We start from the raw sequence: 23,938 nt of genomic DNA, 5'->3' as shown, positions 1-23,938 counted from the left end.
GGGATGGTCCGTGATTCAAGGCGAATTCTCCGCTGAAGCGGTCTATCGATAGGACCCCGACCATGCATTGGAGCATCCGAAACATCACCGCGCGCCTCGCGCTTGCAGGTCCGTTGCCGCGCCTTTTTCTTCTGGCATATATAGCGATGATATCGGGATGCGGGGATGCGACCGCGCCTGAACGCAATACCGTCCTCGATGCCTGGGCCCACGCAGGCCAGGAGTTGGAACGCAGCACACTCGTGGATCAGGTCCTCCGATTCAATGCAGCCCATCGCGATCTTCGGGTCCGCCTGACCCTGATTCCCGAAGGCAGTTACAACGCCCAGGTACAGGCTGCCGCGGCAGCCGGCGAGTTGCCCGATCTGCTGGAATTCGACGGGCCATTCCTCTATGGCTATGTCTGGCAGGGACGACTCCAACCGGTGGATCGCCTGCTGACCCCGCATCTGCTCTCCGACCTGATCCCATCCATCATCGCCCAGGGAACGTACCACGGCCGCCTCTGGTCGGTGGGCGCCTTCGATTCCGGCCTTGGACTCTATGCCGACCGCACCCGCCTCGCCCGAGCCGGAATTCCCATTCCCACCCCTGCACGGCCCTGGACTTCTCTTGAATTCACCGAGATTCTCGATCGGCTGGCCGCCGATGACCCGGACGGACAGGTCCTTGACCTGAAGCTCAATTACGCAGGCGAATGGTATACCTATGCTTTTTCACCGCTTATCCAGTCGGCGGGCGGCGACCTCGTCGAGAGGAACGGCAGCGGCCGAGCGACGGGCATCCTCAACGGCCCCGAGACGGTTCGGGCCATGACGATCGTTCAGGACTGGATCATCAGTGGCCGGGTCGACCCCAACATCGATGATGCCGCCTTCATCACGGGCCGGACGGCACTGGCCATGGGCGGACACTGGAACTGGAGCCAATACCGTGAACACCTCGGCCGGGACCTGCTCTTGCTGCCCCTGCCCGATTTCGGTCGAGGCCCCCGAACAGGACAGGGATCCTGGAGCTGGGCCGTCACGGCTGACAGTCTGAATCCCGAGGCCGCTTCGCGGTTTCTCTCCTTTCTGCTGCGCCCGGAGGAGGTGCTCGCCATAACCCGCGCAAACGGCGCCGTCCCGGCGACCCGATCCGCCGTGTCGCGATCCCGCGACTACCGACCGGGCGGGCCGCTGCATATCTTTGTCGAGCAGCTTGAAACGGGTGCCGCGATCCCGCGACCCCGCACGCCGGCCTATCCGGTAATCACGGCGGCTTTTCAAAAGAGTTTCGACCGCATCCGCAGCGGCGGGGATGTCCAGGCGGCCCTTGACCGGGCGGCCCGGATGATCGACCTCGAGATCGAGGACAACCAGGGCTATCCACTGATCGGTCGAGGCCGGGAGGAAGCAATGCGATGAGAGGACGTTTCAGATTCGGCGAACAGACCCCCGCCGCGCTGATCATGGCAGGCCCGGCCATGCTCGGGTTGATCCTTTTCATCTTCACGCCCTTTATAGCGGCGCTGGTCTTTTCCTTCACCAATCTGCGCCTCGGCTCCCCCCTCCCCATCACTTTTGTCGGCGTCAAGCAGTTCCAGCGTATCTTCACCGATCCTGATTTCAACCGCGCCCTCGCCAACACCTTCGTTTTCGCATCGGCGGTGGTGCCGCTGCAGACGGCTTTGGCCCTGGGTCTTGCCCTGATCGTGAACCTGGGTGTTCGAGGCACTGTCGTTTTCCGGGCCATCTTCTTCATGCCCGTGGTCTTTCCCATGTCGCTGGTTTCAGTCGTCTGGATACTGATTTACGCCCCCGGCCCTGAAGGAATGATGAACGCGTTTCTGCATCTGCTCACCGGCGGCCGATGGACGGCCCGGGATTTCCTGCGCGATCCCGTCCTGGCGCTGCCGTCCATCATGCTTCTTTCCATATGGCAGGGATCGGGGTTTCAGATGGTGATCCTCCTCGCCGGTCTCCAGGGAATTCCAAAAGCCCTCTATGAAGCCGCTGCCCTGGACGGCGCAGGGGTCTGGCATCGCTTTCGGCATATCACGCTGCCCCAGTTGCGAAATCCTCTCCTCTTCGTCATGATGATCACCACCATCCTCGCCTTCCGACTGTTCGACCAGGTGCAGATCATGACGCGCGGGGGCCCGGATAACGCCACCACCACGGTGATGTACGAAATGGTCCAGGCCGTCTTCACCCGCCGGCAAGTGGCCCGGGCCAGCGCCATGACCGTGGTCTTCTTTGTCCTGGTGATGGGGGTAACATGGGTTCAGAGACGGTTGACGCATCCGAAACGGGAAACGGAATGAAGCGGATCCTGGCGCCGACACTGACGTACATGACGCTCACGACGGCGGCCCTGCTCTTTCTGGCGCCGGTGGCCATAATGACGGCGGGCAGCTTCAAGCCGGACGATCGGGTGTTGGTGGAGGCCGGCACCACGGCCGCCTTCATACCGACGGACGCCTCCCTGAAGAACTACGCAGACGTCTTCGCTCGCACCGACTTTCTCCGATTTCTGTTCAACTCACTTTTTATCAACGGCACGATCGTCGTCTGCGGCCTGATCGTCAATTCCATGGCCGCATACGCTTTTGCGCGCCTCCGCTGGCGAGGCCGCGAGCTTTGCTTCAATCTCGTTCTGGCGCTCATGATCCTTCCCTTCGAGGCTATCGCAGTGCCCCTTTTCTATGGCGTATCCATCCTCGGCCTGCGCGACACCTATACGGCTCAAATTCTGCCCTTCATCGCCAACGCCTTCTCCATCGTTCTCTTCTATACCTTCTTCATCGACCTGCCCCGGGAGTTGGAGGAGGCGGCGCGCCTCGACGGCGCCGGTACGCTGCACATATTCTTCGGAATCATCGCACCCAATGCCGGGCCGGCGTTCGCTGCTGCGGCGATCTTGTCGTTTCTGATCTGGTGGGGGTCCTATCTCTGGCCCATGATGATCACCATCGGCCCGCGGGTACGTCCCCTACCGGTGGCCATCGCCGCCTTCCACACCCTCCCCCCGCCGGCGTGGGGCGACATCCTCGCTTTTGGCGTGATGATGGCGGCACCGGTGATCGCGATATTCCTGATCTTTCAGCGCGGCTTCGTACGCGGCGTTGCCGCCTCAGCCATTAAAGGTTGAAGCATATGGCATCGATCGTTTTCGACCAGGTGAAGAAATACTATGACGGTGAGACCCCGGTCGTCGACCACCTGGATCTTGAGGTTCGGGATGGTGAATTCCTGGTTTTGGTAGGGCCGTCGGGATGCGGGAAATCCACGGTGCTCCGCATGGCGGCGGGGCTTGAGATGGTAAGCGACGGCGAAATCCGCATCGGCGGCCGGGTGGTGAACGACCTGCCGCCCCAGCAACGCAATGTGGCAATGGTATTCCAAAACTACGCCCTATATCCCCACATGACGGTCCGCCGAAACCTGGAATTCCCGCTGCGGATGCAGAAGCTGCCGCGCAGGGAAATTGCACGGCGGGTTTCGAAAACGGCTGAGATGCTCGGCCTCTCGCCGGTGCTGGACCGGCGGCCGAAAACCCTGTCCGGGGGCCAGCGCCAGCGCGTGGCCATGGGCCGAGCCATTGTCCGCGACGCCGACGTCTTCCTGATGGACGAACCGCTCTCCAACCTCGACGCTCGGCTGAGGATCCAGATCCGAACCGATATCGCCGCCCTTCAGGCACGCCTCAGGGTCACCACCCTTTACGTCACTCACGACCAGGTCGAAGCCATGACAATGGGGCAACGAGTGGCAGTGATGCGGTCTGGAAAACTCGAGCAGACGGCGCCGCCCCAAGCGCTTTACGAGCGCCCCGCCAGCGTCTTTGTGGCCGGCTTCATCGGCAGCCCGGGCATGAACATTCTCCGGGCTGAACTGGCTTCCGACGACAACGGCCTCGCCGCCCGAATAAACAGGTTCAGGCTGGCCCTGCCCGACGATATTTTTTCCCGATGTCCGACCCTCGAGGCATGGATCGGCCGAGAGCTCCTCGTCGGCATCCGCCCCGAAGGGATCTCTCTCGCCGATGAGCACGATGACGCCGGCATCCCGGCGGCGGTGCGGGCCACCGAATCCCTGGGTCATGAAACCATTCTCCACGCCGCCGCCGAAGTGACCACGGTCGCATTCGACGCCCAAACCCCATTCACCGCCGTCACGGAAACGCCGATCCTTTCCGCCGTACTCCGGGGCCACCGGCCATTACGGCACGGGGAGCCCCTGCGCCTCAGCATCAACTCCGGCAACCTTCACTTTTTTGCCCCCGACGGCAAGGCCATTGGATGTCCTTTTCATCCATGATGCGGCAACCCAGTCACCGCATCACCACCATCGGGCCATCGTCAAAACAGGAGAACTGCTCCGGTGTCATGATGTCGGCCACGGCCCCCCAGACAAACGCATCTTCTCCGGACATCCTGGCCGCCGTCACCCCAGGCGCCGACAGCACCACCGCCTGTCCGGTTCTCCGAGACAACAGCGTCTCCAGTTGATGACGGGTGACCGGTCTCCGGACTTTTACGATCACCCTGGACGCCTCGGGATCCCGGGGGCGGATATCCAGACCGGCCCGGCTCCCCGGCAGGAATATGGCGCCGGTGGCAAAATCCACTGCAAACGCAACGACGCCGGGTACGATAAAGAAAAGAAGCCCAATACCATCCAGCACCGCGACACCGGCGTCGATCCTGCCCATCTTCTGTCCACGACGTTCGGGGTAAAGAATCGTCCCGCACGATACGGTCACCGCTATAACGACCAGCAGCACGGCCAACGCCGTCCATCGTTTCACCAATGCATTTCTCCTCATCGCTTTTTCCGTTTTTCCGAAATCGCCGCACCACCCTGTTGATATCATGCGACTTCCTTGGCACCCCGGCCGAAACCTGTCAAGGTATAATGTCACCCTTTTATGGTTGCGCGTTCGCCGTTCTCAAGCGTCATCTGCGCACCCAAGTGCCGTCCATCCGGGGACACCGTCGGCAAAACGGATTTTCGAAACGCCCGATCGTGGTCGGCATTGACAATAAAACCTTCTTCCAGTATTGGATTTTTTTTAACGATGGCGGGGCGGGATTTTCCATGATAGGGTTGGATTCAGCCTTACAGTCCGGCAGATTGGTGCTGTATCTCTGATGCCCCACGGGGTGTATTTTCTGGTTTAAGGAATCATGATTTCAGTGCGTGCCTGTTTTATCCTGTCCGTTATCACCCTCATTTCAATGCTCCCCGGCTGTACCGGATCAAAGGCGTCATTGGCGTCGGGCGGCGAGACAAGGGTAACGCTGGTCCGGATGGCTTCTGTCGACCTGGCGGCGGCCTTGATCAGAATCGCTGAGCCGGGCGATGACAATACGCTCATCAGGGATCCCGGCTGGCGTGAGTATATTATGGAAATCGAAAATCGCAGCCCGGAAATTCTCACGGTGCAAAACGTCAAGCTACTGAATCGAACGGGACGCTACGTGGATTCCGCCGGGATCTACGAACAAATCACCTCCCCCCCGAATGTCATCACTTCGGTGGCCGGCGATGTCACCGGAAAAGCGGCCGGCATAGCGGCAGCCACCTTCGTGCCCTGCGGCGGAACCGTCTTGAGCGTTCTTTCCAACGCCAGGACAACCTCCTCTGCCGGAAGGACGGCCGAGGCCAGACGTGAATTCATGTTTCGCATTCTGAAGAACGTCGAACTGGCACCCGGAGGCACGGTGGAAGGCAGCGCCTTTCTGCCGAACATTCCGAATCCCAAAGCACTGGTGGTGGACTATGCCGGTGAAGGAAGGAAGGCTCGTATGGAAATACCACTGATACCCAGAGGGCTGTAGAAATGGAAGGTTGACCCCGGTCTTCAGTCGGCGCCGTCGTCGATGCTGAATAGCCACCACCGGGAAACCGGTTTAGGGCCATGGGGTTGCCGGTCAAAATAGATCCTCGCCGTCCGCTTGTCCGTAGTCACCACCTCGAACCAGTGCTTCCGCACATAGCGTTCTTTGCTGCCGTGACGGCAGAAACCGGTGTCCCGCCATACACGACGAACCCCCGCGATGGCAAGGGTCTGGCCCCGCCAGGCAAATGCGGGGGGCAACCCCGGCCCCCCCGCCGCCATGGGCTCCGAATCGAAGTTGTCACCCATCGGTGCGATGGGCTCCGACACGAATCGCTGTTTGCCTTTCGACTTCGTCATGACTCACCCGTCGTTCAATTCGCACGAGATTTGATTTAAGTCAAACCAATGCTCATAGTTATCCTGTAAGATTCTGATCATAGAGATAATCTCATAACGGAAAAATCCAAGGCCGCCGGAGGCAGTCCGACAGCGCCGGAGGCGATGCCTGAAGGAGGATCAGCCCATGAAATGTCCGGGACAGGATACCCAATACTGGAAAGAGGATGCCATCTACGAGGTGAAATGCCCTGAATGCGGAGGGAATGTGGAGTTTTTCAAGGACGACTCGGCCCGAAAATGCGAGCACTGCGGGCATCGGTTTCCCAACCCCAGGATGGACTTCGGATGCGCTGCCTACTGTAAGTATGCCAAGCAGTGCATTGGAGACCTCGCCCCCGAGTTGCTGGCCCAACGGGACAGCCTGCTCAAGGATCGGGTGGCCGTAGAGATGAAGCGTTATTTCAAAACGGATTTCAAGCGAATCGGACACGCCACCCGAGTGGCCCGGTATGCGGAGGCCATCGGAAAACAGGAGGACGCGGACATCGCCGTCATCATGTCGGCGGCCTACCTCCATGACATCGGCATCCACGAGGCGGAACGGCGTCACGGCAGCACCGCCGCCGTCCATCAGGAAAAGGAGGGACCTCCCATCGCGCGGTCGATCCTGGAAAAGCTGGGAGCCGAGACCGAACTCATCGAGGAGGTCTGTGACATCGTGGGTCACCACCACCATCCGCGGTCCGAGGAGACGCTCAACTTCAAGGTCGTCTACGACGCCGACCTTATCGAAAATCTGTCGGAGCAGCTGAAGAAAAACGCCGTCACCGAGGAAAAGCTGAACCACCTTCTCGAGACCGCCTTTTTAACCCCGAGCGGCCGCGAGGAGGCCCGCCGGGTCCTGTCGGCAAATTGATCTCCCCGGACTATTTCTCCTTCGTGGCCCGGCCCTCACGCCGGGCCTCCGCAAGGGCGGCGCCAATGAACGCCGTAAAGAGCGGGTGGGGCGCCATGGGCCGAGACTTGAACTCGGGATGAAACTGGCATCCCAAAAACCAGGGGTGATCCTTGAGCTCAACGATCTCCACAAGCCTCCCTTCAGGATAAATGCCGCTCACCACCAACCCGCTCTCGATGAGACGGTCAAGATAGGCGTTGTTGAACTCGTACCGGTGACGATGCCGTTCCGAGATCATCTCCTGCCCATAGGCCGCATATGCCAGGGTATCCTTCTCCAATCTACAGGGATAGGCTCCCAGGCGCATCGTGCCGCCCTTGACCGAATCAGCGTCCCGGGTCTGAACCGTCCCTGTTTTTTCGTCGTACCATTCCCGCATCAAATAGATCACAGGGTCCGGCGTATCCTGGTCGAACTCCGAACTGTGAGCCTGGGATAACCCGGCCACGTTCCGTGCAAATTCGATCACCGCGATCTGCATGCCGAGGCAGATGCCGAAATAGGGTATCTTTCGGGTCCGCGCATAGCTCGCCGCGAGGATCTTCCCTTCAATCCCACGGGCACCGAATCCGCCGGGGACCAGAATCCCGTCGACCCCGGCCAGCTTTTCAGCGCAGGTTTCCGGCGTGATGGTCTCCGAATCCAGGAAAAGCAACCGAACCCTGGCGCTGTTGGGAACGCCGCCGTGGTAAAGCGCCTCGTTGAGACTCTTGTAGGATTCGGTGAGATCCACATATTTTCCGACAATGGCGATGGTCACCTCATGGTCCGGCGACTTGTAACGCCGGACAAATTCCTCCCATGCCTCGAGCCGCGGCGCCCGGGTCCAGATGTGGAGGGTTTCCATGATCCGATCGTCGAGCCCTTCGTCATGAAAGCCCAGGGGCACCTCATAAATACACTCCACGTCTTTGGCGGTGATCACCATCTGCTTGTCAACGTTGCAGAACAGGGCGATCTTGGACTTGATGCCGTCGTCCAGAGGACGGGAGGTCCGGCACAGAAGAATATTGGGTTGGATACCGATGGATCGGAGTTCCTTGACGCTGTGTTGCGTCGGTTTGGTTTTCACCTCCCCGGCGGTGGCGATATAGGGAACCAGCGTGAGGTGAATATAGCAGACGTTCTCGGAACCCACATCGGCCTTGAACTGGCGGATCGCCTCCAAAAAGGGGAGGCTCTCGATGTCGCCGATGGTCCCGCCGATTTCAACGATCACCACATCCACGCCGTCGGCCGCAAGTCGGATGCTCTCCTTGATCTCGTCGGTGATGTGGGGAATGACCTGGACTGTTCCACCCAGGTAGTCGCCCCGCCGTTCCTTGTTGATAACCGAGTCGTAGATGCGACCCGTGGTGAAATTGTTCTTCTTTCCCATCACCGCAGTGGTGAACCGCTCGTAGTGCCCCAGGTCCAGATCGGTCTCCGCGCCGTCGTCCGTCACGAACACCTCGCCGTGTTGAAAGGGATTCATGGTTCCCGGGTCAACGTTGATGTAGGGATCGAGCTTTTGAATGGTGACGCTGAGCCCCCGGCTTTCCAGAAGCGCGCCGATGGCTGCTGATGCCAGCCCTTTCCCCAATGACGACAAAACGCCGCCGGTTACAAAAATATATTTTGTCGCACACGCCATGATGTCCTCTTCAAGTCTCCTGACACAATGAGAAACCAGGTTTCAGAATAAAACCTGGTTTCCGTTGAATTCTCATGTTCACCGATCAAATCGATTTCCATTTATATTGTCAAACAGGTATGGATTTGTCGGCGTCGGTCGTCATCGGGTCGGCTCATGCCGGCCCAATGTGCCCCGACGGCGGGACGGCGGAATAATCAGCTACTCCGCAACGAAGATGTTTTTAGTGAACAGCGCACCTTCACCCAGTTCTTCTTCGATCCGAATGAGCTGGTTGTATTTGGCGATCCGGTCGGTTCGAGAGAGGGAGCCGGTCTTGATCTGACCGCCGTTGACCGCCACCACCAGATCGGAAATGAAGGTGTCTTCGCTTTCGCCGCTTCTGTGAGAGATAACCGTAGTGTAACCGGCCTGGTTGGCCATGGCGATGGCATCCAGCGTCTCAGTCACGGTACCGATCTGATTCAGCTTGATCAAAATCGAATTGGCAATCCCGTTCTCAATGCCGTCACTGAAGATGCCGGGGTTAGTGACGAAAACGTCGTCGCCGACCAACTGGACGCCCATACCCAGACTTTCGGTCATTCGAGCCCAGCCCTCCCAATCCTCTTCCGCCAATCCATCCTCGATGGACAGCACCGGATATTTTGAGATCAGCTCGCCGTAATACTCGATCATATCCTCGGCGTTAAGTTTCTTTCCCTCGGAGGCCAGATGATATTTACCGTTCCGGTAAAACTCGCTCGCCGCGGCATCCAGCGCGATGCCGATATCGTTACCCGGCGCATAGCCCGCCGCCTCGATGGCTTTGATGATATACTTGACCGCGTCCTCGTTGGATTTCAAATCCGGAGCGAAACCGCCCTCGTCGCCTACGGCGGTGTTGAGATTCTCTCCTTTCAGAATCTTTTTCAAGGCATGAAAGGTTTCGGCGCCCATCCGAACGGCCTCGGCGATACTGTCGGCGCCAAAGGGAATGATCATGAACTCCTGTATGTCAAGGGTGTTGGCCGCATGAGCGCCGCCGTTGATGACGTTCATCATGGGCACCGGCAGGTATCGGGCGTTAACACCCCCCAGGTATTTGTAGAGGGAGAGCCCGTAGGCAGCGGCCGACGCGCGGGTCGCCGCCATGGAGACCCCCAGGATGGCGTTGGCCCCCAGCTTTGACTTGTTGGTTGTACCGTCCAGCTCGATCATGCGCTGGTCCAGGGCATACTGGTCCGCGGCGTCCATTCCCTGGACTGCCGGAGCGATTTCGCTGATGACGTTATGGACGGCCTTGGTCACGCCTTTTCCCAGGTACCGCCCGGCATCACCGTCCCGGAGTTCCAGCGCTTCCCGCGTACCCGTCGAGGCGCCCGAAGGAACGATAGCCCGCCCCGTGGCCCCGCAGGCCAACTCCACATCGACCTCTATGGTTGGATTTCCCCGGGAATCCAACACTTCTCTCGCCTTCACCTCAAATATCTCGGTCATAAATACGCTCCCCTTATGTTTGTATGCCTGAATTCAAAAACGTGCGGTGTGTCTCTCAATCTTGATGATCTGATCGCTGTCGGTACAATCGTCAATTTGTACTCTCCTCCGGATTTGATGTCAAGCCACGGTTGGACCCCCTCATTTTAAATTGACAAAACCCCTTGAAAAAATGTTAGTCTGCCTGGGTCAAGTCCATACAAGCCAAACAAAAGTGAAACCAGTAAGGACCGAAGGAGCATGCAGAAAAAAGACTTTTATTCCCAATCCCATCTCATCGTCTCCGCCATCCGGGTACTCTCTCACACCGGAGTGGAGGCACCGTCCATCTCGGAAGTCTGCGACCTTCTGAAGTTTTCCCTGGAACAAGGGCACCTGATCTGCAACAAGCTTCACGACGCACAGATCATCGAGATGGTCGAAGGCCCTTTCGGGATCCGCCTGTTCGTCCGGAACCACATCAAAATCGAGGAGATTCCCCAAAATATCGAGGGCACCTCCCTCAAGGACGAGCTCGAAAAATTCCAGTCGAGCCGCAAGGATTTCAAGGATCGTATTGAAAAATTCCAGTCCCGAAAAGAACAGGAACAGCGGGAGCTTTTTGCCAAGATACAGGAAAAATTCAAAAAAACGAAATCGTGACGTTTTTTATCGATCTGAAAACCGTCCGTCATCCCGAGCCTGTTCGGTCCGGTGAGCCTGTTTCTCGAGCCATCCGGTCCGCTCGGGCGACCGGCTGTCGAATTTCGGGACGTAGGGTTTGATGTCGAGAAGCGGCGTGCCGTCGACGATGTCCACCTCCCGAATGTAGAGACGCCCTTCCTCGACCCGGAGGAGGCGCACCACCGAAAGCCCTATGGCGTTGGGCCGGGCCGGGGCCCGGGTCGCGAAGAGCCCGTGAGCGGCGTCGTCCAGAAACGGCATGACCGTCAGACGGGCGGCCCCGGCAAGGTGACAATGGTATAGCAGGATAAGATGGGAAAACCCCTCGACGTCCCGAAGCCCTTCGTGAAATTCGGAGAAGACCTCCACCACCCCGCAATGATCGAGGCCGCCGGGCGGCTGAATCGGAGTTCCCTCCGGGCAGTTGAAGGGGGTGTGGATGATGCCGATGGGACGGTATTCAATGGTCTCCATGAAGCGCTATTCCTTTCCTGCAAATAAGATAAGTTTCGCCGGTTGCCCCCGCCGCTACGGGCGTCAACGGATCCAGATAGACTGTCCTTGATAGGGGAGCGTCACCTGGAACCCTTCCGCCGACAATCGATCCGCAAAGGCGGCGGACTGTTCCGCTTCGCCGTGGACCACCGCAATGCGTTTCACGATCAGATTGGATTTTTTGAGGAAACGCATCATCTCGTTCTGATCGCCGTGGCCGCTGAAGCCGCCGAGCCTCACCACATGTGCCCGCAGGGGATATTCCTTGTTGAGGAACCTGACGACGGGCGGATCTCCCGTCCTCCCCGAATCCTCAAAGGCCTCTCCCTGCTCCAGAATCCGCCGCCCCAGGGTATGCTGCGCCATGTAGCCCACGAAGAGAATGGTATTGTCGGGGTTGTGGATCTTGTATCGCAGATGGTGCAAAATACGCCCCCCCTCGCACATGCCGGAGGAGGCGATGACGATATGAGGTCGGGTCTCCTGCATCAGTGCCATGGAATCCTCGACGCTCTGAACGAAACGGATCTGACCGAAAGAGAAAGGGTTCTTGCCTTTTTTAAGAAAAGTCTCCTGGGTTTCCTGGTCGTAGACCTCGGGATGCTCCCCGAACACGCGGGTCAGCTTGACGCCCAGCGGGCTGTCGATATAGACCGGTACGCGTTCGATTTCATGATTGTCGTAAAGTTCGTGAAGGACGTAAATGAGCTCCTGGGTACGACCAAAGGCGAATGAAGGGATAACCACCGATCCTTTTCGTGCCCATGTCTCCTGGAGAATCCGCTTGAGATGCGGCTTGAGATCCTCCACCGGCTCGTGGAGCCGATTACCGTAAGTACTCTCCATGACGAGCAGGTCAAGATTCCGATCTTCCTCCCTGAACTTCAGGGTCGGGTCTTTGATGATGGGCTTGTCGAACCGCCCGATATCCCCGGTATAGCCGATGGTGTATTGAGAACCGTTCTCCCGGGCCTTGATGATCGAAATCGCCGAGCCCAGAATGTGACCGGCCTCATAGAAGGTGCAGGAGGTGTTGATCCCGATGGTGACCGGGTGACCATAGGGATAGCCGTCGAAGGCATCCAGAGACTGCTCCGCCTCCTCGACGGTGTAGAGCGGCTCGACGCCTTCCAGACGATATTTTTCTATCAGCTCATTGATGGCCTCCACATTGAGTCCGTGACGATCTTTTTTCAGGAGGGACTTGATGTCGTTCATTTCCCGACTGCTGAGTTTCCGCGTTCCGTTACCCGAACGAAGCCTTGAGAGGGAGGCGCGCACCGTCTTGTAGTTGAGGTAATTGGCATCCGACTCCTGGATATAGGCGCTGTCCGGCAGCAGATATTGGCATGCATCGGCGGTGGCGCGGGTGCAGATAATCCTCCCGGCGAATTTTTCCCGGGTCAGCATGGGGATACGTCCCGAATGATCGATGTGGGCATGGGATAGAACCACGTTGGTCAGGATTTCGGGTGCAAAGGGAAGGGTCCGGTTCTTCCGGTCGCTTTCCTTGCGCCGCCCCTGGAACATACCGCAGTCGAGGAGAATACGGTCGGTTTCGCTGGTAATCAGGTGCATTGAGCCGGTAACTTCACGGGCGGCACCGTAGAACGTTATGTACATGACACTCCTTGGCTTGGGAATTTTGCAGCCGGGTCGGTTATCGGCCCGTATTGGAACGGAGGCAGTGAAAAACGCTATGCGCCGTGGGTTGCCTTTACCGCCTCCCGATCGATCCCGCCGTCTTTTTTCCTGGGCAGGGCCTCGACAAAATCGACATACCGGGGCTTCTTGTAACGGGCAATGCGCCCGGCGACGAAAGCGATGAGTTCTTCAGCGGTAAGAACACTGCCGGGCTTCCGCACGCAGACCGCCTTGATCCCCTCTCCGAACTGAGGGTCGGGGACCCCGATGACCGAAGCCTCGACGATGTCCGGGTGTTCAAGGACGACAGCCTCAACCTCCGCGGGGTAGACATTCTCGCCCCCGGGCTTGATGAGTTCCTTCTCCGGTTTCCGTCCCTTGAACCAGAGAAAGCCATCCTCGTCAAAGCAACCGATGTCGCCGGTGTGGTGCCACCCTCCCCGGAACGTCCTTTCCGTTAACTCGGGCTGGTTCCAGAACCCTTGAAAGACAAGGGGGCCCTGAACGAGGATCTCGCCCACCTCACCGGGAGGAACATCCCCGTCGGCATCGTCCGCGATCCGAACCTTGGTCAGCAATCCCACACGGCCGGCCGCCCCCGGGCGTTCCATGGCCGGCGAAAATGTCACGAGGCCCGATGTTTCGGTCTGACCGTACAGAATCCAGAAGACAGCCCCGATCCTGGCCTCGAAAGGCCGAATATTGTCCGGTCCATCGATTCCCATGACGTGGCGAAGAGATGACAGATTCCGCTCCCCTTTGTCTGCGGCCTGGGTCAGACGGGTCAGCATGGGGGGGAAACTCCCCCAGACCGAAACCTGTTCGCGTTCAGTTTCCGCCAAAGACCGATGCTCGTCGAATTTTTCGATCACCACGTTCTTGCCGCCCACGTGCATCACCGACATTGAAAGGTTGAGCCCGGTGATATGGAACATTGGCAGCATGTTGAGGTAAGCGTCTTCGGCGGTGAGTCCCATGGTGGCCGAGGTTTGAAGATTGCCGTAGATGATATTGGAATGGCTCAGAACAGCCCCCCTCGGTCGGCCGTCCACAGCTGCCGTATAGATGATGCAAAAGGGATCATCCCCATGGACGGGGCCCGGCGCCTTAAAATCGGCTCGAACGGCATCCGCCGCCATTTGGTCCATGTCGGGACGTCGGCTGTCGGTCGAGTTCCAGAACACCGTTGTCATACCGCCGGCCTTTTCACCTAGGGCTTCGGCCCTGTCGGCGAAATTTCCATCGGAGATCAGCATTCGGGGGCCTGCGTCGGAAAGAATGAATGCGATCTCGTCGTCCGAGAGACGCCAGTTGAGGGGCACAACGATAGCCCCCAGCGCCGATGCCGCGCCGAACAGCGTAAAAAACCGGTGATCGTTCATGGCCAGAATCGCCACCCGGTCCCCTTTCTCGACCCCCGCGTCGGCAAGGGCTGCCGCGAAAGCCTCGGCATCTCGAAGCAACGTCTGAAAATCACGTCTCAGCCCTCCTGAAACCACGGCGGTCCGGTCCCTGTAAAGATGAGCGTTTCGACGATACATATCGTAAATGGAAAAGCTACGCATGGATATCCTCCTGGAGAGTAGTTCAGCCCAAAACGCCGCTACGTCGACGCCGCATCGGTTCGGCGGGGGGTAAACCCCAATCCCCCGACGGCACCGAGGCCCGAAAGTCGATTCCATAAGTTTTAGGATTATGACGGAAACCCCAATGCGTGTCAAGCATCGAACGGCGAGGTGCCGAACCTTTCCTTCCCGGTGAACCACAAAAAGGTGGAACAGGAAAGAAAATTCATGTTATCAGGAGGTATGGATACGAACATGTGTCGACTGAAAGCGAGAAATCCATGACCCGCAAACGTGAACCCCTCAAAAAGCCGGTACATATCGCAGATGTCCTCAAGAACGCATTGACAGCCTATCGTGCCGAGGGAGACACCGAACTCATGAAGGTGTGGTCCCTCTGGAAAGGGGTTGTCGGCCACGGCATCGCGGAAAATACCCGGGCATCGGCCTTCAAAGGCAATCTTCTTATCGTCCATGTGAGCAGTTCCGCGTGGATTCACCATCTGCATTTCCTGAAACAGGAGCTCATCAGCAAGCTCAACGACGCCCTGGGCAAGGACCTGGTGGGGGACATCAAATTCAAGATCGGTCCCCTGTGATGGAAACCACCGAAGATGCCTTTTTCGAGAGGCGGATCCGGGTGCGACAGCACCGGGAAGGGTATCGGTTTTCCATCGATGCCGTCATCCTGGCGCACTACGCTGCAGGTTTCGGCACCTTTCCGGGTAACGGAATATCCATGCCTCCGCGGCACATCCTCGACCTGGGAACGGGGTGCGGGATCATTCCTCTGATCATCGCTTTTCGACGCCCCGCAGACCGCATCACAGGCGTCGAAATTCAGGATGAACTGGCCCGCCTGGCAGAAGAAAACGTTCAGCGCAACGGCATGGCGGACCGGATCACCATCCTTCACAAGGACCTCAAACACATCAGAAGGGAAAATCTCTCCGCCCCTGTGGATCTGGTCGTGAGCAATCCGCCCTACCGCAGACCCGGTTCGGGCCGGTTGAATGTCCAAAGCCAGCGCGCTGTCGCCCGACACGAAATTTGCGTCGCCCTTCCAGACGTCATCAGGGCCGCCGCAAGAACCCTTGATATTTCGGGGCGCTTCGCCGCCGTCTTCCCGGCCGAACGGCTGGTCGGTCTTTTTTTGGAAATGCAGACTGCGGGTATCGAGCCCAAATTCCTTCGGCTCGTCCATTCCCGCCGGGATACAGGGGCCAAGCTGGCTCTGGTGGAGGGAATGAAGGGGGCGCGCCCCGGCCTTTCGGTGTCCCCCGCTCTGGTCATCTACCGCGAGAACGGCAGTTATACCGAGGCGGCGACCGAAATGTTCAGGGGGTGAAGCCCGGCTGTTCACCATTGTGAGATTGCCGCAAAGATGCGACCCTACGCCAGGGGGTTGAACACCTGCCCCGTGATCACCTTGGGATAGAAATAGGTCGATTTTCTCGGCATGATCAATCCGCTTTCAGCCACCGCCCGCACCTGATCGATCCGGGTCGGGTTGAGGATGAAAGCGATGTCGTACTCGCCTGAACACACCCTCCGCACCGCCTTTTGAGGTGTCGTCTCGTAAGCGATGAGGTTTTCATTGTCAAGGCGGGCCTGGTCGAACCCCAGGAGGTCCATCAAAATCAGTCGTGTCAGCACCGTCACGTCCAGGTCCCGAAGCGCCGCCGGTACGGCATCTCCGAATCGATCCTTCATGACACCGGGCTTGAGAGTCATCAGAAACAGCCTCGGGTCATGCCTCATGAATACACCGATGACGTGTTGTTCGGCCCCCGCCGCCAAGCCTTTGATAAAGGTCGTGGGGACGCGTTCAGGATCACCGGGATCCACCGATATTTCAGCAATATCGAAAAAAGAGGCGGCTCGGGACATCAATCGATCCATCGCCTCCGGAGCAACGGCCTTCAGTAATCGGTGCGCCGGCAGGATGACCATACCCGGATCTTCCATGCTGCTCAGGTACATCATGACGTAATTGGCCGGGTGGGCGTCTGTGAATCCCGGGGTGTGCCCGGCCACCCAGTCCCGGTAGGTCAGGGCCGTCTCGTACCGGTGGTGTCCGTCGGCGATATAGATAGTTTTGGCGGCCATCTTCCGGGTCACTCGACCGGTGACATCGGGATCGGTGATCCGCCACAGGCAGTGTCGGTGGCCGTAGGTATCCGTGAATTCCATATCCGGCGTCTGCCGAACGACGGCCGCCATCAAGGTTTCCAGGATATTTTCCCGATCGGAATAAAGGGAAAATATCGGACTGAAATTGGCATGGCAAACCTTCATCAATTCGAAACGATCGGTTTTAACCTTGGAAAATGTCGTCTCGTGGGGCAGGATAATACCCTTGTCAAACGGTTCAAGCCGAACCCGGGCGATGAGACCATAACGCTTGAGAGATCGACCCGCCGCCGCAAATTCGACAGTGGTCAGATAAAAGGCAGGGGCCTGGTCCTGAACCAAAACCCCTTTCCGAAGCCAGTCTTCGTAATCACGGGCCGACCGGGTGTAGCGGTTGTCGGTCGGCGAGTCCGCATCACCGGTTTTGCCGAGGATCAGCCGAATGACGTTTTCAGGGTGAGCCGCATAAAACGCCGCTTGCTCCTCCGGAGAGATCACATCATAGGGCGGTGTGCTCACCGCTGCGAGATCCGTTACGATATCCGTATTATAGACGACTCCCCTGAAAGGGATAACTTCGGCCATGGCATGCGCTCCTTTGTAATTGATATATACGTTCTTCTTAAATCGGCATTTCTAACTGCTCCAACTCAAAAGGTTTTCTGATACTAGAAAGGCCCTGGCGATTCAAGTGAAATATCGCACCGTCCATGGTTTTTCCGATCTGTCCAAAATTTTTCAACAAGGGCATTGACAGACACCGTCAAACAGTATAATGAATCGTACTTGTCTGCTCTTGAGAGGGTTGGAGAGGTGGCCGAGCGGCTGAAGGCCCCGCTCTCGAAAAGCGGTATCCTGGCAAAACCGGGATCGTGGGTTCGAATCCCACCCTCTCCGCCAATTTTACACTGGCCTGTAGCACTCAAAACAGAGCACACGACATTAGAGGCTGAAATTCGCCTCGACTCATTTTTAACCTGATTGTTGCCCGATGTTATCTGGGAAACGCACACGGAGAGATGACCGAGCTGGCTGAAGGTGCACGACTGGAAATCGTGTGTGCTGTCACAAGCGGCACCGAGGGTTCGAATCCCTCTCTCTCCGCCATCAATCGGTTGACCTAACGCCTTTTTCTGTTCCGCCTGTATTTTCTGAACCGATTCCCGACTTCGAGGAGCTATTCGCGGATATGACGGTAAAATTCAATCGGGCACGGTAACACAGGCCCGTTGAAGTTCGGGAATTGTCAATGTCCTATTTGGTTCTCGCTAGAAAATATCGCCCTCAGACCTTTGAGGATGTGGTGGAACAGGAACACGTCACACGCACCCTGACCAATGCCATCCGTGCGGACCGCGTCGCCCACGCCATTCTGTTCTCCGGACCCAGGGGCACCGGCAAGACCACCATCGCCCGAATTCTGGCCAAGGCCATGAACTGCGAGACAGGGCCGTCACCTGTTCCGTGCAACGCCTGCAGATCCTGCCGCGAGATCACCGGAGGCAATGCCGTTGACGTCTTTGAGATCGACGGGGCATCCAACAACGGCGTGGACCATATTCGAGAACTTCGGGATAATGTCAAATACATGCCGGCGCACAGTCGATACAAGATCTACATCATCGACGAGGTCCACATGCTCAGTACGCCGGCCTTCAACGCACTCCTCAAAACCCTTGAAGAGCCGCCGGCCCATATTCTGTTCCTGTTCGCCACAACGGAACCCCACAAGATTCCCATCACCATCCTGTCGAGATGCCAGCAGCATCACCTTCGGCGAATCCCCTCCGAAAACATCGCTCGGCATATGGCCGCCCTTTGCAAGCGGGAAGGGACGACCATCCCCGAGGAGAGCCTCTCTCTCATCGCCGGAGAGGCCGGTGGCAGCATGCGGGACGCGCTGAGCCTTCTGGATCAGGTGATGACCTGCACCGAAGGGGAGATCACCCACGAAGGCGTTCTGAACCTCCTGGGTGCGGCCGATCGCGAGGTACTTTTCAGGATCACTGCAGCCCTTTTTTCAGGAAACGTCGCCGACATTCTCGAAATCATCGACGACGTCTATCGGCACGGCCGGGACATCAAGGCCTTCTTCGGCGCCGTGATGACCCATCTCCGCAACCTGTGGATCGTCAAAACAGTCAGGAACCCCAATCGACTCGTCGACCTTCCCACGGTCGAGATCGAGCGGATGGCCGCTCTTGTCCGGGACGTCTCCGAAACGCACATCAGCCAAATCATGGACGCCTTCACCCGGGAGGAATCCGCCGTCAAATTTTCAAGCCAGCCCCGGCTGGCGCTCGAAATGGCCTTTATCCGGCTATTTCAGATTCAGCCGGCTTTGCCCATCGGGACGCTGATCGAAAGACTTGACGATCTGGCGGGACGGATACCTGCGGCTCCGGAATATGGCCTTGACCGTACAAATTCAGCCCCGCCGGAGGTTCGGGAGCCCGATTCGCCGATCCTGACGCCGGCGCCGGTTTCTCCGCCTTCGAAAACGACGATGTCGGATACGGATCCGGCCCGAAGCACCGCAACGATGGAAGTTCAGGCGCCGCCGTCGGAAACCCGCACGAACAGACCCGAGGAATGCCGCCTGCCCGATATACCGGCCGATACCTCATATGATCCGGAGGAATCCCTCGACGTGACCTGGCGGAAACTGACGGCCCTGGCCTGCGGTCGTTCATCGGCGTTGGGATCATACCTCAACAGAACCGCTCTTGCGCATATCGGGGACGAAACGCTTGATATCATTGTCCATGGGAACGGATTCAATTTAAAACAGATCCATAAAAGACAAGAGTTTTTACAGGAGGCCGTACAGTCTTTCTTCGGCCGGAATTTTCACCTCAACTTTCGTTTGAACGATGGGGGAGAGGAGAGCCGGCAAAAAAAAATCGATGCGGTCAACACCATTCGGCAGGAAGCGTTGAACCATCCCACAGTAGCGGCCGCCGTTGAAATTTTCGACGGCAAAATCGTGGACGTTAAAATTCTATAGGAGATCGATAATGATGAAGGGCATGGGAAATATGATGAAGCAGGCCCAGAAGCTTCAACAGAAAATGGCTAAACTCCAGGAAGAGTTGGCCGCCGCCACCGTTGAAACCAGTTCCGGCGGGGGAATGGTCAAAGTCGTGGCCAACGGGAAGCAGCAGATCGTGTCCATCCGGATCGAGAAGGAGGTTGTCGACCCCGAGGACGTGGAAATGCTCCAGGATCTGGTGCTGGCCGCGGTCAACGACGCTCTCGCAAAATCCCAGGAAATGGTGTCCCAGGAAATGGGCAAACTGATGCCGGCCGGAATGAACATCCCGGGGTTGATGTAGACCTGAAAGAGATCTCCATACCCATGATGTACTACCCGCCGTCCATCCGCCACCTCATCCGCCACCTCGCGACCCTGCCCGGTATCGGTGAAAAAACCGCCGAGCGGCTGGCGCTCCATTTGGTTCGCGCCCGGAAAAAAGACGCCGAGGCTCTGGCTTACAGCATCCTGAACGTCAAGGAGAAAATCCGATTGTGCAGCCGCTGTTTCGGTCTGAGCGATACCGATGTCTGCAGCATCTGCAACAATCCGTCTCGGGACGCCGCCCTCCTCTGTGTCGTCGAAAACGTCTCGGAGATGATCGCCATCGAGCGTTCAGGGGCGTACTACGGCCGGTATCATATCCTCCAGGGGGCCTTGTCGCCCATGGACGGCATTGGACCCGACGACCTCCGGATCACCGAACTCTTCGCGCGGATCGACGAAGGCGAGATCAAGGAGATCATCCTGGCCACCAACACCCATCTGGAAGGTGAATCCACCGCCAGGTACCTTTCGGAGCTGCTTGAGCGTTATCCGGTCAAGGTAACGCGCATCGCTTCGGGCGTGCCCCTGGGAGGGGATCTCAAATATGTGGATCAGCTCACTCTCAAACGCGCCATGGAGACCCGTTATGTCCTTGAATGACATCCCTTGCGACGCCATCTTTGAATGCATCCAGTGCGGCGAGTGCTGCAACGGCTTCGGAGGGACCTTTGTTACCCCGGCGGACATTGCAGCCATCGCCGGGTATATTGGAGCGCCCGCGGAATCCTTTGTAAGGGATTACTGCCGGATGTCGGGAAGCCGACCGGTCATCGCTCAAGGCCCGGACGGCTACTGCATATTCTACCGGGACCGGCTCTGCTCGATCCATCCGGTGAAACCCCGAATGTGCCGCGCCTGGCCATACATCGAAAGCGTCCTGAAAGATCCGGCCAACTGGCGTATGATGGCCGGATCCTGTCCGGGGATGCGGGCGGATATCACGGACGCCTGCATACTCCGATGCGTCCGGGAGCAAATCGAAATGCGGGGCTTCTGATTCATGATCGGCATTCTGGATTCAGGTTTGGGAGGGTTGGATCTTGCCCGCAGGCTGATGGATCGCCTGCCGGCGTCTCGCTTGATTTACTTCGGCGACACCGCCCATGGCCCGTACGATGAAAAAGGCTCCGAGTCCATCCTTCGTCATGCACTCAGGGGAGCACGATTCCTCCAGGAGAAAGGCGCCCGGCGAATCGTCATCGCCTGCCATACAATCTCCAGCGCCGCATCCGAGGCACTGGCGGCCCAGCTGACAGCACCGGTGATCGACGTGGTCGCTCCCGCGGCGGCAGGCGCCGTCAGGGGCTCTTCGGGCAGAAGAATCGGTGTTGCGGCCGCTCGGGCGACGCTCTGGTCCGATGCTTACGAGAAGCATATTCGGATGACGGCCCCCGATGCCGCCGTATACACGGTGCCCTGCCCTCTCATCGGCCCCCTGATCGAGGAGGGGTGGCTGAAAAAACCCGAAACAACGATGATCGTCAAAAAATACCTCTCGCCCCTCAAGGTCCGAAAGATCGACACGCTGATTCTGGGCGATGCCCGCTATCCGGTTCTCGCAACGATCTTCCAGCGGAAAATCGGACGACGCGTCCGCCTTGTGGATGGCGCAAGCGAACTCCTGCCCCGACTGGTCGAGGACGGTGCCTTCTCGATAAGCGATACGGCCCCCGGTCCTTCGGAACACCATACGGCATTCTACCTGTCGGACGTCACCCCGGACACCGAAAGACGAGCGGCCATATACCTGAAAAGACGCGTCCCCTTCCACCGGATCACGCTATAGCTTCTTCGTCGGCGGCCCTTCCGGTTCCGGGTTCCTTTATTTAAAATCCATTATAATTTCAGCACTTCCTTCTCGAAGTTCGATGCGCGCTTCAGGATATCGCTTTTTGAACACCCGTATCATGGCCCGGTTTTCAAGGAGAACCGTTGCCGTAAAGCCCCGATAGCCGTTTTTCCGAGCGATTCTCTCCAGGATTTCCAGAAAGCGCGAGCCGATGCCCATCCCCTGGAAATCTTCACGCACCACAAAGGCGACCTCGGCATGATCGTCGTTCTCCTCGCCCAGGTAAGTCCCGATAGCCACGATCTCCTTGTGCCCCCGAAACCGCACCAATCCGATAAGAGACATGTTTCTGCGGTAGTCCACCGCAGCCCAGTGATTCTGGGCCATCTCCCGCGGAAAGAGGCGGACCCGTCGAAAAAACCGGTGATAGACCGTTTTTTCCTGAAGAGAATAAAAAAAGTTCCGATATCCAAACTCATCGGTGGGCAGGATGGGTCGGACAGCCATGCTTTTGCCGTTTTTGAGGGTGATGCGGCTTTTGTACCGCTCGAGAAAGAGAAGGTCCTCGGCTCGGGGGGCTTGTTGGTCGGCGAAGATGTAGTGGAAGGTCTTGGCGGATTCGATGAGCTCTTTCCGGAAATCCGGATGGGCGATCTGGGCCAATTCCACCACGCGCTGGTAGATACTCTTGCCCCGGAGCTGAGCGATCCCGTATTCGGTAACCACAAAATTGACATCCCCCCGGAGGGTGGCGACCCCCGCACCCTCACTCAGGTTTGGAACGATGCGGGATACCGTGCCGTTCTTGGCTGTGGACGGCAGGGCGATGATGGAAAAGCCCCCACGGGACATGGCTGCGCCGCGGATGAAGTTGGCCTGATCACCGATTCCGCTGTAGAAGAGGTGCCCTACGGAATCAGCGCAGACCTGACCGGTAATGTCGACCTCCAGGGCCGAACTGATGGAAATAAGGTTGTCGTTCCGGGCCACCACTGATGGATTGTTGACATAATCCGAGCTGCGAAAATAGAAGCGCGGATTGTTGTCCACGTAGTCATAAAGGGTGTGAGATCCCATGCAGAGGGACGCCACGGCCCGGTCGGGCAAATGCGTCTTGTTCCTGTTGGTGATGACGCCCTGCTCGAACAGGGGGACGAAGGCGTCGGTGATGACCTGGGTATGAATGCCAAGATCGTTCTTGCCGTGAAGGGATTCGAGAATCACATGGGGGATGCGCCCGAAGCCGACCTGGAGGGTCGCACCGTCTTCCACCAGATCGGTGACGTAGTAGGCGATGCGCTGGGCCACCTGCCGGTCGGGGATATCGGGGATCGCTTCGATCAGGGGTTCCTCATGAGGCACCAACCAGTCGATTTCGTCAACGTGGATAAAGCTGTTGCCGGCGGTGCGGGGCATCCGAGGATTGATCTGGGCGATGACCATCCCGGCATTTCGGGTCCCGGAACGCGTGACATCCACCGAGATGCCGAGGCTGCAGAACCCGAACCGATCCGGGGGACTTACCTGAATCAAAGCGACATCCAGTCCGATCTGGTTGCTGTCGAAGAGATCGGGAATCTCCGAAAGATAGGCGGGGACATAGTCGATTTTACCTTCAAAGGCCGCTTTGCGCATGATGGCGCTGATGAAAAAGAGCTTGAGGGCAAATCGCTCCAGAAACGAAGGATCGTCCATGTATTCGGCCAAGGTATAAGAGAGCATTTGATAGATGAGGATATCCTGAATCTCCGGGTTGCGGACCATTTCATGAATCAGGTGTCGAGGTTCGCCGCAACCCGAGCCGATAAAGACGCGACTTCCGCGCCGAATACGGGATACCGCCTCCCGGGCCGTCGCAACTTTACGCGCCGGACAGTGCTTCAACCAATCCTGCTTCCTTTTCATATTCCACCCGCCGGCACGGATTTTGACCTCCGGGCCGTCCGCTTCAGCCGACCGACTCCCCACCCCATTCCGTTCCTTTCCGAGGATCCTAAAAGTGAATAAGTGTTTGAGTTGGTCGATTATTGATGTTATTCAACTTTCGACTTTC

General features: G+C 58.0%; 23 protein-coding genes and 2 tRNA genes. 16 read left to right on the top strand and 9 right to left on the bottom strand.

Annotated elements, in window-relative coordinates:
- Positions 1–62: 62 nt before the first annotated feature.
- Genes dmul_RS07700 through dmul_RS07685 form a run of 4 tightly spaced genes read left to right on the top strand, consistent with a single transcriptional unit; the run spans position 63 to position 4,301 of the window.
- Positions 63–1,406 carry an extracellular solute-binding protein gene (locus tag dmul_RS07700; RefSeq protein WP_020875945.1) on the top strand — a complete coding sequence of 448 codons (1,344 nt, stop codon included), beginning with the start codon at positions 63–65 and terminating at the stop codon, positions 1,404–1,406.
- A complete protein-coding gene (locus dmul_RS07695) occupies positions 1,403–2,305 on the top strand; it encodes a carbohydrate ABC transporter permease (protein ID WP_020875946.1) in 903 nt (300 codons plus the stop codon). Before dmul_RS07700 ends, dmul_RS07695 begins: the two co-directional genes overlap by 4 nt.
- Positions 2,302–3,132, top strand: coding sequence for a carbohydrate ABC transporter permease (locus dmul_RS07690; protein ID WP_020875947.1), 831 nt, complete (start codon positions 2,302–2,304; stop codon positions 3,130–3,132). The genes dmul_RS07695 and dmul_RS07690 overlap by 4 nt, the downstream gene beginning before the upstream one ends.
- Before the next feature lie 5 nt (positions 3,133–3,137).
- Positions 3,138–4,301 carry an ABC transporter ATP-binding protein gene (locus dmul_RS07685; protein WP_020875948.1) on the top strand — a complete coding sequence of 388 codons (1,164 nt, stop codon included), beginning with the start codon at positions 3,138–3,140 and terminating at the stop codon, positions 4,299–4,301.
- A gap of 13 nt (positions 4,302–4,314) precedes the next feature.
- On the opposite strand, the gene dmul_RS07680 is transcribed toward dmul_RS07685, so the two are convergent.
- Positions 4,315–4,791 carry a hypothetical protein gene (locus dmul_RS07680; RefSeq protein WP_020875949.1) on the bottom strand — a complete coding sequence of 159 codons (477 nt, stop codon included), beginning with the start codon at positions 4,789–4,791 and terminating at the stop codon, positions 4,315–4,317.
- 379 nt (positions 4,792–5,170) lie between these two features.
- Between dmul_RS07680 and dmul_RS07670 the strand changes: the two genes are divergently transcribed.
- Positions 5,171–5,824 (top strand): hypothetical protein, encoded by a 654-nt coding sequence (locus dmul_RS07670; protein ID WP_020875950.1) that lies wholly within the window; start codon positions 5,171–5,173, stop codon positions 5,822–5,824.
- A gap of 23 nt (positions 5,825–5,847) precedes the next feature.
- Here dmul_RS07670 and dmul_RS07665 read toward each other — a convergent pair whose 3' ends face one another.
- A complete protein-coding gene (locus tag dmul_RS07665; protein WP_020875951.1) occupies positions 5,848–6,183 on the bottom strand; it encodes a DUF6504 family protein in 336 nt (111 codons plus the stop codon).
- A 166-nt stretch (positions 6,184–6,349) separates the two neighbouring features.
- Here dmul_RS07665 and dmul_RS07660 point away from each other — a divergent pair, with 166 nt between their 5' ends.
- Complete coding sequence (locus tag dmul_RS07660) at positions 6,350–7,081, top strand: HD domain-containing protein (protein WP_020875952.1); 732 nt, start codon at positions 6,350–6,352, stop codon at positions 7,079–7,081.
- A 10-nt stretch (positions 7,082–7,091) separates the two neighbouring features.
- Here the strand turns inward: dmul_RS07660 and dmul_RS07655 are convergent, their stop codons facing one another.
- Both dmul_RS07655 and eno read right to left on the bottom strand, forming a co-directional pair.
- Positions 7,092–8,756 (bottom strand): CTP synthase, encoded by a 1,665-nt coding sequence (locus tag dmul_RS07655; RefSeq protein WP_020875953.1) that lies wholly within the window; start codon positions 8,754–8,756, stop codon positions 7,092–7,094.
- Between the two features lie 201 nt (positions 8,757–8,957).
- Positions 8,958–10,235, bottom strand: coding sequence for a phosphopyruvate hydratase (gene eno / locus dmul_RS07650; protein ID WP_020875954.1), 1,278 nt, complete (start codon positions 10,233–10,235; stop codon positions 8,958–8,960).
- A 240-nt stretch (positions 10,236–10,475) separates the two neighbouring features.
- On the opposite strand from eno, the gene dmul_RS07645 reads away from it, so the two are divergent.
- Entirely contained in the window at positions 10,476–10,877 is a 402-nt protein-coding gene (locus tag dmul_RS07645) for a hypothetical protein (protein ID WP_020875955.1), read from the top strand.
- Between the two features lie 6 nt (positions 10,878–10,883).
- Here dmul_RS07645 and tsaA read toward each other — a convergent pair whose 3' ends face one another.
- The 3 genes from tsaA to dmul_RS07630 form a co-directional block, all read right to left on the bottom strand.
- Entirely contained in the window at positions 10,884–11,372 is a 489-nt protein-coding gene (gene tsaA, locus dmul_RS07640; protein ID WP_020875956.1) for a tRNA (N6-threonylcarbamoyladenosine(37)-N6)-methyltransferase TrmO, read from the bottom strand.
- Between the two features lie 63 nt (positions 11,373–11,435).
- Positions 11,436–13,016 carry an MBL fold metallo-hydrolase RNA specificity domain-containing protein gene (locus dmul_RS07635; protein ID WP_020875957.1) on the bottom strand — a complete coding sequence of 527 codons (1,581 nt, stop codon included), beginning with the start codon at positions 13,014–13,016 and terminating at the stop codon, positions 11,436–11,438.
- A gap of 74 nt (positions 13,017–13,090) precedes the next feature.
- Entirely contained in the window at positions 13,091–14,602 is a 1,512-nt protein-coding gene (locus dmul_RS07630) for an AMP-binding protein (protein WP_020875958.1), read from the bottom strand.
- Between the two features lie 281 nt (positions 14,603–14,883).
- Here dmul_RS07630 and dmul_RS07625 point away from each other — a divergent pair, with 281 nt between their 5' ends.
- A complete protein-coding gene (locus dmul_RS07625) occupies positions 14,884–15,201 on the top strand; it encodes a DciA family protein (RefSeq protein WP_020875959.1) in 318 nt (105 codons plus the stop codon).
- On the top strand, positions 15,201–15,950 hold the full coding sequence (locus tag dmul_RS07620) for a tRNA1(Val) (adenine(37)-N6)-methyltransferase (RefSeq protein WP_020875960.1): 750 nt from the start codon (positions 15,201–15,203) through the stop codon (positions 15,948–15,950). The genes dmul_RS07625 and dmul_RS07620 overlap by 1 nt, the downstream gene beginning before the upstream one ends.
- 44 nt (positions 15,951–15,994) lie before the next feature.
- Here dmul_RS07620 and dmul_RS07615 read toward each other — a convergent pair whose 3' ends face one another.
- The gene (locus dmul_RS07615; protein ID WP_020875961.1) at positions 15,995–17,320 is read right to left on the bottom strand and encodes a DUF1015 domain-containing protein; all 1,326 of its coding nucleotides are present in this window, start codon (positions 17,318–17,320) and stop codon (positions 15,995–15,997) included.
- Positions 17,321–17,542: 222 nt separating this feature from the next.
- Between dmul_RS07615 and dmul_RS07610 the strand changes: the two genes are divergently transcribed.
- The 7 genes from dmul_RS07610 to murI all read left to right on the top strand — a co-directional run bounded on the left by dmul_RS07610 (position 17,543) and on the right by murI (position 21,882).
- Positions 17,543–17,635: transfer RNA gene (locus dmul_RS07610), tRNA-Ser, on the top strand.
- A gap of 113 nt (positions 17,636–17,748) precedes the next feature.
- Positions 17,749–17,842, top strand: a tRNA-Ser gene (locus tag dmul_RS07605).
- Between the two features lie 142 nt (positions 17,843–17,984).
- Positions 17,985–19,742, top strand: a complete 1,758-nt coding sequence (gene dnaX, locus dmul_RS07600; protein WP_020875962.1) for a DNA polymerase III subunit gamma/tau — start codon at positions 17,985–17,987, stop codon at positions 19,740–19,742.
- Between the two features lie 13 nt (positions 19,743–19,755).
- Positions 19,756–20,070 carry a YbaB/EbfC family nucleoid-associated protein gene (locus dmul_RS07595; protein WP_020875963.1) on the top strand — a complete coding sequence of 105 codons (315 nt, stop codon included), beginning with the start codon at positions 19,756–19,758 and terminating at the stop codon, positions 20,068–20,070.
- 23 nt (positions 20,071–20,093) lie between these two features.
- Complete coding sequence (gene recR, locus dmul_RS07590) at positions 20,094–20,696, top strand: recombination mediator RecR (RefSeq protein ID WP_020875964.1); 603 nt, start codon at positions 20,094–20,096, stop codon at positions 20,694–20,696.
- Positions 20,683–21,093, top strand: a complete 411-nt coding sequence (locus dmul_RS07585) for a YkgJ family cysteine cluster protein (RefSeq protein ID WP_020875965.1) — start codon at positions 20,683–20,685, stop codon at positions 21,091–21,093. Before recR ends, dmul_RS07585 begins: the two co-directional genes overlap by 14 nt.
- Before the next feature lie 3 nt (positions 21,094–21,096).
- Positions 21,097–21,882, top strand: a complete 786-nt coding sequence (gene murI, locus dmul_RS07580; protein WP_020875966.1) for a glutamate racemase — start codon at positions 21,097–21,099, stop codon at positions 21,880–21,882.
- A gap of 36 nt (positions 21,883–21,918) precedes the next feature.
- Here murI and dmul_RS07575 read toward each other — a convergent pair whose 3' ends face one another.
- The gene (locus dmul_RS07575) at positions 21,919–23,790 is read right to left on the bottom strand and encodes a bifunctional acetyl-CoA hydrolase/transferase family protein/GNAT family N-acetyltransferase (protein ID WP_040414566.1); all 1,872 of its coding nucleotides are present in this window, start codon (positions 23,788–23,790) and stop codon (positions 21,919–21,921) included.
- Positions 23,791–23,938 lie beyond the last annotated feature (148 nt).

The organism is Desulfococcus multivorans (assembly GCF_001854245.1).
GTDB classification, from domain to species: domain Bacteria; phylum Desulfobacterota; class Desulfobacteria; order Desulfobacterales; family Desulfococcaceae; genus Desulfococcus; species Desulfococcus multivorans.
This window is presented reverse-complemented; position numbering and strand designations above follow the sequence as displayed.

Coding starts and splice junctions, on each gene's coding strand:
- dmul_RS07700 (WP_020875945.1), top strand. CDS start 63: ATGCATTGGAGCATCCGAAACATCACCGCGCGCCTCGCGCTTGCAGGT.
- dmul_RS07695 (WP_020875946.1), top strand. CDS start 1,403: ATGAGAGGACGTTTCAGATTCGGCGAACAGACCCCCGCCGCGCTGATC.
- dmul_RS07690 (WP_020875947.1), top strand. CDS start 2,302: ATGAAGCGGATCCTGGCGCCGACACTGACGTACATGACGCTCACGACG.
- dmul_RS07685 (WP_020875948.1), top strand. CDS start 3,138: ATGGCATCGATCGTTTTCGACCAGGTGAAGAAATACTATGACGGTGAG.
- dmul_RS07670 (WP_020875950.1), top strand. CDS start 5,171: ATGATTTCAGTGCGTGCCTGTTTTATCCTGTCCGTTATCACCCTCATT.
- dmul_RS07665 (WP_020875951.1), bottom strand. CDS start 6,183: ATGACGAAGTCGAAAGGCAAACAGCGATTCGTGTCGGAGCCCATCGCA.
- dmul_RS07660 (WP_020875952.1), top strand. CDS start 6,350: ATGAAATGTCCGGGACAGGATACCCAATACTGGAAAGAGGATGCCATC.
- dmul_RS07655 (WP_020875953.1), bottom strand. CDS start 8,756: ATGGCGTGTGCGACAAAATATATTTTTGTAACCGGCGGCGTTTTGTCG.
- eno (WP_020875954.1), bottom strand. CDS start 10,235: ATGACCGAGATATTTGAGGTGAAGGCGAGAGAAGTGTTGGATTCCCGG.
- dmul_RS07645 (WP_020875955.1), top strand. CDS start 10,476: ATGCAGAAAAAAGACTTTTATTCCCAATCCCATCTCATCGTCTCCGCC.
- tsaA (WP_020875956.1), bottom strand. CDS start 11,372: ATGGAGACCATTGAATACCGTCCCATCGGCATCATCCACACCCCCTTC.
- dmul_RS07635 (WP_020875957.1), bottom strand. CDS start 13,016: ATGTACATAACGTTCTACGGTGCCGCCCGTGAAGTTACCGGCTCAATG.
- dmul_RS07630 (WP_020875958.1), bottom strand. CDS start 14,602: ATGCGTAGCTTTTCCATTTACGATATGTATCGTCGAAACGCTCATCTT.
- dmul_RS07625 (WP_020875959.1), top strand. CDS start 14,884: ATGACCCGCAAACGTGAACCCCTCAAAAAGCCGGTACATATCGCAGAT.
- dmul_RS07620 (WP_020875960.1), top strand. CDS start 15,201: ATGGAAACCACCGAAGATGCCTTTTTCGAGAGGCGGATCCGGGTGCGA.
- dmul_RS07615 (WP_020875961.1), bottom strand. CDS start 17,320: ATGGCCGAAGTTATCCCTTTCAGGGGAGTCGTCTATAATACGGATATC.
- dnaX (WP_020875962.1), top strand. CDS start 17,985: ATGTCCTATTTGGTTCTCGCTAGAAAATATCGCCCTCAGACCTTTGAG.
- dmul_RS07595 (WP_020875963.1), top strand. CDS start 19,756: ATGAAGGGCATGGGAAATATGATGAAGCAGGCCCAGAAGCTTCAACAG.
- recR (WP_020875964.1), top strand. CDS start 20,094: ATGATGTACTACCCGCCGTCCATCCGCCACCTCATCCGCCACCTCGCG.
- dmul_RS07585 (WP_020875965.1), top strand. CDS start 20,683: ATGTCCTTGAATGACATCCCTTGCGACGCCATCTTTGAATGCATCCAG.
- murI (WP_020875966.1), top strand. CDS start 21,097: ATGATCGGCATTCTGGATTCAGGTTTGGGAGGGTTGGATCTTGCCCGC.
- dmul_RS07575 (WP_040414566.1), bottom strand. CDS start 23,790: ATGAAAAGGAAGCAGGATTGGTTGAAGCACTGTCCGGCGCGTAAAGTT.